9 protein-coding genes are annotated in these 12,761 nt (G+C 73.8%); 2 read left to right on the top strand and 7 right to left on the bottom strand.

Annotated features, from left to right (window positions below):
* Nucleotides 1-326: 326 nt before the first annotated feature.
* Complete coding sequence (locus tag ACH4U8_RS08055) at nt 327-2,729, top strand: ATP-binding cassette domain-containing protein (protein ID WP_395776157.1); 2,403 nt, start codon at nt 327-329, stop codon at nt 2,727-2,729.
* 10 nt (nt 2,730-2,739) lie between these two features.
* Here ACH4U8_RS08055 and ACH4U8_RS08050 read toward each other — a convergent pair whose 3' ends face one another.
* Entirely contained in the window at nt 2,740-3,480 is a 741-nt protein-coding gene (locus tag ACH4U8_RS08050; RefSeq protein ID WP_395776156.1) for a class I SAM-dependent methyltransferase, read from the bottom strand.
* Between the two features lie 139 nt (nt 3,481-3,619).
* Between ACH4U8_RS08050 and ACH4U8_RS08045 the strand changes: the two genes are divergently transcribed.
* Complete coding sequence (locus ACH4U8_RS08045) at nt 3,620-4,588, top strand: NAD(P)/FAD-dependent oxidoreductase (RefSeq protein WP_395776155.1); 969 nt, start codon at nt 3,620-3,622, stop codon at nt 4,586-4,588.
* Between the two features lie 70 nt (nt 4,589-4,658).
* On the opposite strand, the gene ACH4U8_RS08040 is transcribed toward ACH4U8_RS08045, so the two are convergent.
* Genes ACH4U8_RS08040 through ACH4U8_RS08015 form a run of 6 tightly spaced genes read right to left on the bottom strand, consistent with a single transcriptional unit; the run spans nt 4,659 to nt 12,739 of the window.
* Nucleotides 4,659-6,686: a condensation domain-containing protein gene (locus ACH4U8_RS08040; RefSeq protein ID WP_395776154.1), complete on the bottom strand. Its 2,028-nt coding sequence runs from the start codon at nt 6,684-6,686 to the stop codon at nt 4,659-4,661.
* Between the two features lie 19 nt (nt 6,687-6,705).
* Nucleotides 6,706-8,088: a class I SAM-dependent methyltransferase gene (locus tag ACH4U8_RS08035; RefSeq protein ID WP_395776153.1), complete on the bottom strand. Its 1,383-nt coding sequence runs from the start codon at nt 8,086-8,088 to the stop codon at nt 6,706-6,708.
* A complete protein-coding gene (locus ACH4U8_RS08030; protein ID WP_395776152.1) occupies nt 8,078-9,370 on the bottom strand; it encodes a class I SAM-dependent methyltransferase in 1,293 nt (430 codons plus the stop codon). Before ACH4U8_RS08030 ends, ACH4U8_RS08035 begins: the two co-directional genes overlap by 11 nt.
* Nucleotides 9,367-10,992 (bottom strand): ABC transporter ATP-binding protein, encoded by a 1,626-nt coding sequence (locus ACH4U8_RS08025; RefSeq protein WP_395776151.1) that lies wholly within the window; start codon nt 10,990-10,992, stop codon nt 9,367-9,369. Before ACH4U8_RS08025 ends, ACH4U8_RS08030 begins: the two co-directional genes overlap by 4 nt.
* Nucleotides 10,989-11,825 carry an ABC transporter permease subunit gene (locus tag ACH4U8_RS08020; protein ID WP_395776150.1) on the bottom strand — a complete coding sequence of 279 codons (837 nt, stop codon included), beginning with the start codon at nt 11,823-11,825 and terminating at the stop codon, nt 10,989-10,991. The genes ACH4U8_RS08025 and ACH4U8_RS08020 overlap by 4 nt, the downstream gene beginning before the upstream one ends.
* On the bottom strand, nt 11,822-12,739 hold the full coding sequence (locus ACH4U8_RS08015; protein ID WP_395776149.1) for an ABC transporter permease: 918 nt from the start codon (nt 12,737-12,739) through the stop codon (nt 11,822-11,824). The genes ACH4U8_RS08020 and ACH4U8_RS08015 overlap by 4 nt, the downstream gene beginning before the upstream one ends.
* Between the last annotated feature and the right edge of the window lie 22 nt (nt 12,740-12,761).

Below are 12,761 nucleotides of genomic sequence, written 5' to 3'. Positions count from 1 at the left end.
CACCGAATGGGTGTCCCCGGCGGTCCACGAGGCCCGAGGGCCTCTCACCCGTTAACTCGTCCGCCGGGCCCCTCGTGTCCAAGTCGGGATCGCAAAATCTCGCACATCGCCGCAAACGACTACACGTTCTCGCCCCACCAGGCAGGACGCCGGGCAACCGCGGGGAAATCGATCATGAATCGAGAAGCGCGGGCCACCGGGCCGCCGCTAGCGTGAGGGCACGGACCGCACCCCACCGGGGAGTGCGGTCCGAAACCGATTGCACGGAGCCGGGCGACGCCGGCGGAGGCCGCGAGAGCGGATCCGCCCGAACAGATGGAGTCACGATGAGCAAGGCCAAGAGGACGGACTCGCAGTCGCCTGCGTCGCACGTTGCCGACAGCCACGACCTGATCCGGGTGCACGGCGCGCGGGTGAACAACCTCAAGGACGTCAGCGTCGAGATCCCCAAGCGTCGGCTGACGGTGTTCACCGGCGTCTCCGGCTCGGGCAAGAGCTCCCTGGTGTTCGGCACCATCGCCGCGGAGTCGCAGCGGCTGATCAACGAGACGTACAGCGCCTTCGTCCAGGGCTTCATGCCGACCCTGGCCCGGCCGGAGGTGGACGTCCTCGAAGGGCTGACCACCGCGATCCTGGTCGACCAGCAGCGCCTGGGCGCCGACCCGCGCTCCACCGTCGGCACCGCCACCGACGCCAACGCGATGTTGCGCATCCTGTTCAGCCGACTCGGCGCACCGCACATCGGCCCGCCCAGCGCGTACGCCTTCAACGTGCCCTCGGTCCGCGCGAGCGGTGCCATCACCGTCGAGCGCGGCAACAAGAAGGCGGTGAAGGCGACCTTCAACCGCACCGGCGGCATGTGTCCGCGCTGCGAGGGCCGAGGCACCGTCTCCGACATCGACCTGACCCAGCTCTACGACGACTCCAAGTCGCTCAACGAGGGTGCGCTCACCGTCCCCGGCTACAGCATGGACGGCTGGTACGGCCGGATCTTCGGCGGCTGCGGCTTCTTCGATCCGAACAAGCCGATCCGCAAGTTCACCAAGAAGGAACTGCACGACCTCCTGCACAAGGAGCCGACCAAGATCAAGGTCGACGGGATCAACCTGACGTACGAGGGGTTGATCCCCAAGATCCGCAAGTCGATGCTGGCCAAGGACGTCGACGCGTTGCAGCCGCACATCCGCGCGTTCGTGGAGCGGGCGATGACGTTCACCGTCTGCCCCGAGTGCGAGGGCACCCGGCTGAGCGAGGGGGCCAGGTCCTCCAGGATCGCCGGGATCAGCATCGCCGACGCGTGCCTGATGCAGATCAGCGACCTGGCCGCCTGGATCCGCGAGCTCGACGCGCCGTCGGTGGCGCCGCTGCTGGAGTCGCTGCGGCAGACCCTGGACTCGTTCGTGGAGATCGGGCTCGGCTACCTCTCGCTGGACCGGCCCGCGGGCACGTTGTCCGGCGGCGAGGCGCAGCGGGTCAAGATGATCCGCCACCTCGGCTCGTCGCTGACCGACACCACCTACGTCTTCGACGAACCCACCATCGGGCTGCACCCGCACGACATCCAGCGGATGAACGGCCTGCTGCTGCGGCTGCGGGACAAGGGCAACACGGTGCTCGTGGTGGAGCACAAGCCGGAGACGATCGCGATCGCCGACCACGTGATCGATCTCGGCCCCGGCGCCGGGACGGGGGGCGGCACCATCTGCTTCCAGGGCACCGTCGAGGCGCTGCGCACCGGCGGCACCGTCACCGGCCGGCACTTCGACGACCGGGCCGTGCTCAAGGAGAAGGTCCGCACGCCCACCGGCGCGCTGGAGCTCCGCGGCGCGAGCACGCACAACCTGCGCGACGTGGACGTGGACGTGCCGCTGGGGGTGCTGGTGGTGGTCACCGGCGTCGCCGGGTCCGGCAAGAGTTCGCTGATCAACGGGTCGCTGATCACCGACTCGCAGGCCGCCGGCGTGGGAGTGGTGTCCGTCGACCAGGGGGCGATCCGCGGGTCGCGGCGCAGCAACCCGGCGACGTACACCGGTCTGCTCGACCCGATCCGCAAGGCGTTCGCCAAGGCCAACGGCGTGAAGCCGGCCCTGTTCAGCGCCAATTCCGAGGGCGCCTGCCCGACCTGCAACGGCGTCGGCGTCGTCTTCACCGACCTGGCGATGATGGCCGGCGTCGCGAGCGTGTGCGAGGAGTGCGAGGGCAAGCGGTTCGAGGCGTCGGTGCTGGAGTATCACTTCGGCGGTCGCGACATCAGCGAGGTGCTCGCGATGTCGGTGACCGAGGCCGAGCAGTTCTTCGGCGCCGGGGAGGCGCGCACGCCGGCCGCGCACGCGATCCTGGTGCGGCTCGCCGATGTCGGGCTCGGCTACCTGTCCCTGGGGCAACCGCTCAGCACGCTGTCCGGCGGCGAGCGGCAGCGGCTCAAGCTGGCCACGCACATGGCCGAGAAGGGCGGCGTCTACGTCCTGGACGAGCCGACCACCGGACTGCACCTCGCCGATGTCGAGCAGTTGCTCGGCCTGTTGGACCGGCTGGTCGACTCCGGCAAGTCGGTCGTCGTGATCGAGCACCATCAGGCGGTGATGGCGCACGCCGACTGGATCATCGACCTCGGCCCGGGCGCCGGTCACGACGGCGGCCGGATCGTCTTCGAGGGCACGCCGGCCGACCTCGTCGCCGACCGCACCACCCTCACCGGCGAGCACCTCGCGGCGTACGTGGGCGCCTAGCCCTGACCGCTCACCTCGGCCCGCCGCCGGCGCTGCGCAGTTCCAGCAGACCGCAGCCCAGGCGGCGGGTGACGAGGCCGGCTTCGGCGGCCTCGGCTTCGATCCGCGCGAGCGGGATCGGGTGCATCGTGAAGCACGCCGAGCGCTCGTCCAGCACGTGTCCGGCCCGGGTGGTGCGGTAGGTCATCGTCCAGTCCATCGTGCCCGCGCCGCCCGGCTCGGCGCGCATCCACCCCTCGTACGCCAGGTCGCCCACGGTGCCGGTGTGATAGCGGGTCGGCGGGACGTGGCAGGGCTCGGGCGGCTCCTGCACCTCGACGAACGCGGGTGCCCCGGGGGCCAGTCGCTCGGCCAACACGCGGGTGAGCAGGCGACGTTCGTCGGCGTCGAAGTGATGCAGGACGGCGGTGGCCACGACGGCGGACAGGGCCGGCGGCAGCAGGGGTTCGGCGTCGGCGAGCGTCGCGGCGTGGATCGTCACGCGTGCCCGCAGCGCCGGATCCCGCTGTGTGCGGGTGTGCAGCGCGGCGCACATCGCGGCGGAGGGTTCGAGCGCGAGGATGCGCGCGGCGGGCAGTGCGTCGGCCACGACCGCGGTGGACAGGCCCGTGCCCGCGCCGATGTCCAGGACCGGGCCCGCCGCGGGGTCCACCTCGCGCAGGGCGTCGGTCAGGACCGGGCGCAACTGCCGCCAGTAGGGCTCGGACATCAGGTGGTAGTAGTCGGCGGTCACGGCGTAGGGATCGGTCACGGCTGTCTCTCCGGAGGAAGGCGATCGGTCGGAAGACGATCGATTAATGGAAATGATTATCATGAGCTATAGGGTGTGGTGTCCAGGGGCCGGGCGATCTTCCGCCCGGATCCCCCCGACGAGAGCGAAGGATCCACACATGAGCGAGACGAGCACGGCACCCGAAGCGCGCGAGGAGGCCGACGGGGGCGGGTCGTTCGACGTCGTCGTGGTCGGGGCCGGGCCGGCCGGGCTGAACGCGGCGCTGGTCTCGGGGCGGCAGCGTCGACGCGTGCTGCTGATCGACAGCGGCCGACCCCGCAACGCCCCCTCCCCCGAGGTCCACATGTTGCTCGGTCGGGACGGCGTCTCCCCCACCGCCCTGCGCGCGGCGGCCCGGGCCGACCTGGCCGCGTATGCCACGGTCGAGGTGCGGGCGGGCGAAGTGAGCGACGCCCGTGCGCTGGACGCCGGCTTCGAACTGGTCCTTGCCGACGGGCGGATCGAGCGCACGCGCAAGCTGATCCTGGCCACCGGACAGGTCGATGTCCCGGTCGAAATCCCCGGTCTGGCCGAGCGGTTCGGCCGCGGGGTCTTCCATTGCCCGTTCTGCCACGGCTTCGAGACCCGCGATCGGGCACTCGCCGTCGTCGGTTCGGACCCGGCCTCGGTGATGTTGGCCCTGTACGTGGCCGATCGCTTCAGCCACGACGTGGTCCTGGCCACGCACGGGTCGATGCCCACCGACGAACAGCGGGCGCTGCTCGCCAAGGCCGACGTCGCCCTGCGGGACGAGGAGGTGACCTCGATATCCGGCGAACCCGGCGCCCTGACACTGGAGTTCGCGGCCGGCCCGGCGCTGACTCGGGGGGCGATCTTCCATCGCACCCGGATCCGCCAGCACTCCGCGCTCGCCGCGCGCCTGGGCTGCGTGCATCTCCCGGACGGATGTGTGCGGGTGGACGAGTTCCAACGCACCTCCGCACCAGGCGTCTTCGCCGCGGGCGACATGGCCCGGCTGGAGGCGCTGCCGGATCCGCTGACGTTCGTGGTGACCGCCGCGGCGGACGGTGCGCGCGCCGCGGTGTGGGCCGACCAGGAACTGTTCCGGGCGGACACCGGCCTGTAGCCGGTCGGTCGGCGTCACCCGCACCCGGGCCGGGCGGAACACTTCCGCCCGGCCCGGGTGCGCGTGGGCGTCAGGCCCGGGCCGGCGCATCCCGGCGGATCGCCTCCGCGAGCGCTGCCACGGTCGGCGCGGTCAGGAAGGCGCGGGGCGCCACCCGGCCCACGCCGGTGCGGGCGAGCGTGGCGAGCATGCGTACGGCCAGCAACGAGTCGCCGCCCATGGCGAAGAAGTCCGCCGCCCGGTCGATCGCCTCGTGCTCGGGCAGCCCCAGCACCGTGCGCCAGGCGTGCGTGACGGCCTGTTCGAGGTCGTCGCGTGGGGCGCCGCCCGCCGCCCGCGGCACCACCCGCGCGTGCGCGTGCAGGCGTGGCGCGGCCGGGTCCTCGCCGGGGTCGAGCGGCTGCGGCAGGGTGTGTTCGACCCGCCAGCCCTCGGGCTCGGCGAGCGCCGCGACCAGGCCGGTGAAATGGGCGAAGAGCGCGTCCAACTCGGCGGGGTCGAAGAGTTCCTCGACGGCGGACATCGCGATCACCAGTTCGTCGCGGGCCTCGTACAGGCGGGCCTCCAGCGCGACCTGCGGGGTTCGCAGTTCCTGATGGTGGTCCCCCAGGTCCACCTTGCCCAGCGGACCGGCGTCCTCGGGGACCGCGCTGCCCATCGCGGCGTCGACACCGAGCGTGCTCTGGAACACCACCGGTGCCACCGGGCGGGTGGTGCCGCGCCTGCGGGCCAGTTCGCGGCCGATCTCGACCCCGGACACCAGATTGTGGGCGAGCGCCCGGCCCAGGTGCTCGCCCGTCGACCGGGCGGCCTCGGCGAGCGTGGTGCGCTCGTCGAGTTCGATCGCGAGCGGAACGGTGGTGGAGAAGGCCCCGATCATCCGGTGTACGTCGGGGTGCAGCGGCAGCCGACCCAGTTGCAGGCTGCCCACCAGGAAACGCCGATGGCCGGCCATCCGGGCGAGGGCCACGGTGTAGGCGGCCAGCGTGGCGGACGACGGGGTCACCCCGTGCGCGCGGCACAACTCCTGGAGGGATCGCCAACGGGACGGCGACAGGCGCAACTCGCGGCCGGTCATCACCGGTTCGGCCACCGCGTCCGGTTCCACCACCAGCGGCAGCGCGGGGGGTGCCGGCAACTGCGGCAACCGTGCCCACCACCAGTCGCGGTCGGCGATCCACCTCGGGGTCGTCGGCAGGGCGGCCAGCGCGGTCGCGTAGTCGCCGAAGTCCACGTCCAGCGGCGCCGGTACGGCGTTCCAGTCGGCGGCGAAGGCCAGCAGGTCCCGGTAGAACAGCCCCGAGGACCAGCCGTCGATCAGGAGCAGGCTGGTCGCCGAGTGTATCCGGGCCCGCCCGCCCGGCAGCAGGCTCAACCGCACGTCGATGCCGGGCCCGGTCTGCGGATCGGGTCCGCGGTGGCGCATGCGCTCGCGCAACTCGTCGACCCGCGCGCGGGCTTCGGCCGGGTTCGCGTCGCGCCAGTCGTACACGGTCGGTGCCACGATCGCATCCGGGTCGTCGGGGTCGAGGATGTGTTGTCGGCCGTCGGCGGTGATCCGGGCGCGCAACATGGGTTGATGGCCGGTCAGCCGTTGCAGGGCGTCGCGCAGCGCCTCGGGCGCCTCGTCCGCGTCCACGTCGTGCAGCGCGAAATCGAGGTAGTGGTGGGCGGACGCGTAGGACAACTCCCAGGCGTCCTGCTGGCCGACGAAGTAGCCCTGCTGCAACGGCAGCAGCGGGAAGGCCGCGAGCGGGTCCGGCCGCGGTGTCACCTCCAGGTCCGGGAGGATCGAGGTACCCGAGGGGTGTGCCCGCGCGGCGACGGCGCCGGCGAACTCCGCGAGCGTGTGATCCACCCGCACGTCCGACAGCGCCAGTGCGGCTCCCGCCCGGCGACGCACCAGGGCCGCGGTACGCACGGCGAGGATCGAGTCACCGCCCAGCGACAGGAACGTGTCGTCGGGGCCGATGTCGGCCTCGGGTATGTCCAGGATGTCCGCCCAGATCCGGCGGACCAGGGCCGGCGCGTCGATCGGGGCTTCCCGGTCGGGGGTGGTGGGCACGGGCGGGTGCGTGGCGTCGGGGGTGGTGGGCACGGGTTCCTCCGGGGCGGCGTCATGGGGTGGCCGCGATGGTCGGGGCGAGGGCGTCGACGGCATGTACTTCGATCGGGGCGAGCGCGGCGGGCAGCAGGTCGGCGGCGGCGGCCCGGATCGCGGCCGGATCGGGGCGCGGCCGCGCGGGTTCGCGGCGACGGGCGGTGAACACGTGTTGCCCTGCGGCGGCCAGGGGCTCGGTCGGTCCCGGGGCCACGGCGACGTGGTCGAATCCCGCCGCGTGCAGGGCGCCGACCCATTCCGCGACGGTCGGGAAGACCCGATCCCGCCCGGCCCGGAAGTCGGCGAAGCCGGGAGCGGGATCGTCGCCGCGCGCCGACATCAGAAACTGCATCCCGGTGGACAGCACGGCATGCTCGCGGCACGACTCCAGGAAGACCAAGGTGCCGTCGGGGGGCAGGAGTTCGCGCAGCAGGGCGAGGGTGCGGGTGGCGTGTCGGGCGTTGTGCAGCACATTGGCGGCGAGGATCACCCTGAAGGGTGGTTCGGCCGCGAGCCGGGACGACACCGGTGCGTTGACGTCGACGAGCGCGTAGCGCAGGCCCGGGTGTGTGGCGAAGCGTCGTCGGGCCGCCTCCAGGAAGAAGCTCGATACGTCGGTGAAGAGGTAGTCGACCGGGCCGAGTTCATGCAGGACGCGCTCCGTGGTGGCGCCGACGCCCGCGCCGATCTCCAGGACGCGTGGTCGACCCGCACCGCTCCGTGCGGCGTGCGCGACGGCGGCCGCGGTGACGGCGTTGAGGTGTCGGCTGATCACGTTGTCCCGGTAGTTGCCGGTCGCGGTGTCGGTGGCTCCGCCCTCGAACAGGGCGGACTGTACGGTGCGTTGCTCGTTGACCAGCGCGGGCAGGGCGCGCAGGGTGGTCTGCAGGAAGCGGCCCATCGTCGGCGGGTAGCCCAATGCGCGTCGGGCGCTGTCCAACCCGGCCATGGCGGCGCCGAGTTCGGCTCGCGGAACGGCGCGCAGCGGACCGTATCGATGCGGCTCCGGGGTGTTCGCGAGCAGACCGTGTTCGGTCAGCGCGGCCAGCCAGCGGCGGATGATCCAGCGGTGGCGTTCGGGGGCGCGCAGTCGGTCGCAGATCGCGCTCGCGGTGTGCGTGGCGCCGGACGTGAACAGGCCCGCCCCGTGCAGCGTGTGGGCCATCGCCAGGACCGCGGCCCGGTCCAGTGCGGCAATGGCGGGCGCCACGTCGGGGCCGGTGTAGCGCGGGCTCGGGGGCGGTGTTCCCGGGGTGGTCGGGTCGGGTGGGTGGTGGCCGCGGACCAGTGCGGCGACGGCGGTCGGGCCGTAGGCCGTCCGGAACACCTCGGCGGCGGCGACGTCCGGGAGCCCTTCGAGTACTTCGCGTACGCGGATCAGGTCGGTGTCAGCGCACACGGGCGGCCTCGCGGGCGGTGGGTGGTGCCACGGACAGGCGGGGCAGCGGGCTCCTGGGCGACCTGGTGCGCAGGTGGTCGCGCAGGATTTCCGGCAGGCGCCGGGCGATGAAGGCGTCCAGGGGCTCATGGGCGAGTCCGGTGCCCTCGGCGAGTTCCTCGACGGGCCGAAAGCGGGCGCTGTCCGGGCCGGCGACGACCAGTCGGGTGGGGTCGTCCGGGTCGACCAGTACGACGGCGTCGCGCATGGCGGCCTCGACGTGCAGGCCGTGCGGGGTGCGGGCGTCGGGGTGGTCGATCAACAGGGCGTTGGGAACGGACGGTTCCGGGCGGGTCGGCGGCGGGCCCGGCGCCGCGTCGACGCGCAGCAGGACGTCGTAGCGGTAGCGGGTGAGTTCGGTGTCGGCGGCCATCGTGCGGGCCCGTACCGAGAGTTCGACGCGACGACCGGTCCCGGTCGCGGCCCGGGCGAGCGCACGCGGGTCGAGCAACATCTCCTCCTCGTGTGCGGCGCGTTCGGCGGCCCGACGGCGGATCTCGTCGGGCGCGGCGTCCGGGTCCCCGGCCCGCTCGACCCAGCGGGAGTAGTGATCGAGGAGGCCGGCGTGCCGGATGTCGCCGACCAGTACCGTTCCGCCCGGGGCCGACAGTGCGATCGCGTCGTGCAGCACGGCCCGCAGGTAGGCCAGGCCGGGGAAGCACTGCGTGACCGAGTTGAGCAGTATCAGGTCCGGCCGCGGGTCCGGACCGAACGCCGCCGTCAACACCCGGGTCACCGTCGGGGAACGCATCTCGTGCGCGCCGGCCGGCACGATCGTGGCGTGCGCGAGGTTTTGGGCGCGCAGCCGTTGCACGGCCGTGGCGGATACGTCGGTACCCACGTACGCGGCGACCCGGGCCCCGAGCGCGTGCACGAACATCCCGCTCCCGCATCCGGGTTCCAGGACCCGGGTGGGCCGGCAGGACAGCGCGAGGGCGGTGGTGGTGTCGCGCCAGTCCGCCATGTGCGCGGCGGGCAGCGGCAGTCCGGTGTCCGACGCGAGCCATCCCGACAGGTCGGCGTCGGCGGGGTGTTCGGGGCCGCCGGTCCGGTCGTACACCCAGTCGTAGACGTCGCTCCAGTGCTCCAGGAACTCGCGAAGCAGGCCCCCGGGAGCGGGCCGCACGGCCAGGGCCTCCGGGTGCGGTACGACGATCAGCCCGCCGTCGGGTGCGCGGCGGGCGTCGGCGACCCAGGGGTGTGCAAGCAGTTCGGGCAGGAGGTCGTCTCGGTCGTGGCTCATGTATCTCCTTCGGGTCGGTGGGGACTGTCGGGGCCGGGACGGTCGGGGCCGGGTCGGTCAGGGCCGGGTCGGTCGGGAAGAGCACCGGGCTCGGGTGCCGTCGGTGTGTCCGGCGAGTCGGGTGTGTCCGGCGCATCGCGTGCGTCGATCGGGGCGTGCCGATCCGGGGTGTCCTCGACGAGCGCGCCCCCGGTCAGGCGCAGGACACGGTCGGCGCGGGCCGCGATGTCGGGGTCGTGGGTGGCCATCAGCACCGCGAGTCCGTCCGTACGCAGGCCGTCGACCAGGTCGAGCAGCGCGGCGGCGGTTTCGGCGTCCAGTGCGGAGGTGATCTCGTCGGCGAGCAGGATGTCCGGGCGGGCGGCCAGGGCCCGGGCCAGGGCCACCCGTTGGCGCTGGCCGCCGGAGAGCCGACCGGGTCGGCGGCGGGCCGTTTCGGCATCGAGGCCGACGGCGGCGAGCAGGCGCAGTGCCTCGTTCCGGGCCGGCGTGCGCGCGAACCCGACGAGGCCGCGCAGAGGGCGGGCGACGGCGCCGACCGCGCGGTGGGCGGGGTTGAGTTCGTCGCGCGGATCCTGCCCGACGTATTGCATGCGCCGCAGTTCGGCGCGCGAGCGGGCGGCGGCGGATCCGGCGAGCGGACGCGGGTCCGAACCCAGGTGGAGGCTGCCGGCGCGAGGGGGATGGAGCCCGGCCAGGGCGCGCAGCAGGGTGCTCTTGCCGCTGCCGGAAGGTCCGAGCAGGGCGATGAACTCACCGGCATGCACCCGGAGTCGGGCACGGCTGAGGAGCAGGGCGGCAGCCGAGTCCGAGTGGGTGAGTTCGAGGTCGCGCGCGGCCAGGACCACGGGCGCCGTGGACACCTGGGCGCGGGGTGGCCCGGTGCGGAATGGCCCGGTGCGCCGGGTGGTCGGGCCGGGACGGTCGAACCGCAGGACGGTGTCGGCGAGTTCGGCGATCAGCTCCGGGTCGTGGGTGGCCGTCACGGTCACCCGGGAGCGGTCGCGGTGTCGTGCCCGAATGAGGTCCGTGACGCGATCGGCCGTGGCCCGGTCGAGGCTCGCGGTGGGCTCGTCCAGGAACACCAGGTCCGGATCCGCGATCAACGCCACCGCCAGTGCGGCCCGTTGCGCCTGGCCGCCGGACAGCGCGCGAGGTCGGCGCTCGGTGCACTCGGCATCCAGTCCGAGCCGATCCAACAGTTCGGCGGCCTGCGCGCGGGCGACGCGGCGGGCGACGCCCCGGTCGACGGCGGCCTCGGCGACCTGGTCGAGGATCGCTCGACGGGGGTCGAGTGCGCCGTGCGGATCCTGGCCGAGCAGGCCGACGTGGCGCAGCCGCCAGACCCGGCCCCGATGCGCGGTCGGGCGGGCCGCGCCGCGCCAGGTCACCGTGCCGGCGGTGCTGCGCAGCCCGGCCGGGAGCGGGCCGAGCAGGGCGCGCAGGGCCGTGGTCTTGCCGGAGCCGGACGGGCCGACCAGGGCGAGCACGCCGCCGGCCGGTGCGTGTGCGGTGAACCCGTCCAGGACCGGGCGACCGGCGGCGTCCACGACCCGGAGGCCGGCCGCCCGCAGCCCCTCGCCGATGGCGATCGGGCGTGTCGTGGGTCCCGGGGCGCTCATCGAGGGCCCGATCCGGTGCCTGCCCGCGCGACCGTGTGGGCGGCGCCGGCCACGGCGAGCGCCACGGCGGTCAGCAGCACGGCGGGGGCGGCCAAGGCGGCGGGGTTCAGGGCCGCGCCGGGCAGGTTCTCGCGCAACATCACCGCCCAGTCCCCCGTCGCCGGCACGTCGGCGGCCAACCCCAACACGCCGAGCGCGCAGAAGAGTTGCAGCGCGGTGACGAAGCGCAGCCCGAAGTCGGCCGCGAGCAGCCCGGACATCGACGGCAGCACCTCGCGGACCAGGATCGCCGCCGGCCGCTCGCCCCGCAGCCGAGCCGCTCGCACGTATCCGCAGGCCGACGTGCGGGTCGCGGCATCGGCCACGATCCGGGCGGTGAGCGGTGCCCCGGACACGACGGTCGCGGCGACCACCGCTCCGGTGCCGGGGAGTACGGCCGCCAACAGCAGCGCGGGCAGCAGCGCCGGCACCGCGATCAGCAGATCGGCGACGAGGTCGACGGCGTACCCGACGCCCGGCCGCGCCCCTGCGGCGATCAGTCCGGCCGATGTCCCGACCAGGCACGTGCACGCGGCCGCCAAGGCGGCGACCATGAGCAGTCGGCGCCCGCCGGCCATCAGCCGGGAGAGCACATCGCGGCCCAGCACGTCGGTACCCAGCAGGTGTTCGCCGCCCGCCGGGGTCCACGGCACGCCGACGGGCGCGCCCGGGTCGTAGGGGGTCGCCGCGGGCCCGACGACCACGAACGCGACGAGCAGGCACCCGGCGGCGATCGGCAACAACGCCCACGAGCGCGGCACTTGCCGGGACGCTCGGCGGCCGACGGCCCTCACCGGGCCTCCCGCCGCGCGATCGGGTCGGCGATCAGGTCGGCGATCAGCAGGATGCCCAGGACGACGATCGCCGAGCCGACGGCGAGCGCGTGCACGACGGGGGTGTCCCGGGTGGCGACGGCGGTGACCAGGAGTTCGCCCGCGCCGGCGTAGCCGAAGGTGCTCTCCGCCAGGGCGGTTCCGGCGATCGTGGCCGATACCGCGACGGCGAGCACCCGCAGCGCGGGCACGGCGAGCGCGGGCGCGACGTGTCGGCGCAGGATGCGGCCGGGTGGTACACCGCGCAGGCGCGCATCGACGGCGTGCGGAGTCGACAGGGCGTCGGCGACGGCGCCGGCGAGCAGCGCGGTGCCGAACGCGGCGGTGGGCAGCGCGATGGTGAGTACGGGCAGGATCAGAATGCGGGGCTCCGTCAGGGGGTTGCCGCCGGGTGGCAGCAACGACACGGGTGGCAGCAGGGCGAGGCCGCCGGCGAACAGTGCGGTCAGCCCGGCGGCCACCACGGGTTGGGGGACGGCCGCGAGCGCGGTGGCGACGCCGGACGGGCCGGTGTGCGGGCGGCGCACGGCCCGGCGGCCGGCCAACAGGCAGCCGATCAGGCACATCAGCGCGGCGCCGGCGAGCGCGAGTCCGGCCGACACCAGCGTCGCGGGCAGTCGTTCGCCGATCACGGCGTACACCGGGCGGCCGGTGAGCAGCGAGTGTCCGCCGTCCCGGCCGGCCAGGTCCGCGATCGAGTGCAGCCAGCGCAGCCACAGGGGGTCGGTCAGACCGCGTTGGGCGCGTAGTTCGTCCAGTCCGGCGGAGCCGACCCGCCCGCCGCCCAGCGTGTCCGCGGCATCGCCCGGGAGGGCATCGCAGGCGGCGAACACCGTTGCGGAGACGGCCGAGAGCAGGACGGCCACGCGCAGCACGGCGGCAAGCGGCGCGAGCGGC

Source organism: Embleya sp. NPDC020886 (assembly GCF_044333915.1).
Taxonomy (GTDB): Bacteria; Actinomycetota; Actinomycetes; order Streptomycetales; family Streptomycetaceae; genus Embleya.
This window is presented reverse-complemented; position numbering and strand designations above follow the sequence as displayed.

Coding starts and splice junctions, on each gene's coding strand:
- ACH4U8_RS08055 (WP_395776157.1), top strand. CDS start 327: ATGAGCAAGGCCAAGAGGACGGACTCGCAGTCGCCTGCGTCGCACGTT.
- ACH4U8_RS08045 (WP_395776155.1), top strand. CDS start 3,620: ATGAGCGAGACGAGCACGGCACCCGAAGCGCGCGAGGAGGCCGACGGG.
- ACH4U8_RS08030 (WP_395776152.1), bottom strand. CDS start 9,370: ATGAGCCACGACCGAGACGACCTCCTGCCCGAACTGCTTGCACACCCC.
- ACH4U8_RS08025 (WP_395776151.1), bottom strand. CDS start 10,992: ATGAGCGCCCCGGGACCCACGACACGCCCGATCGCCATCGGCGAGGGG.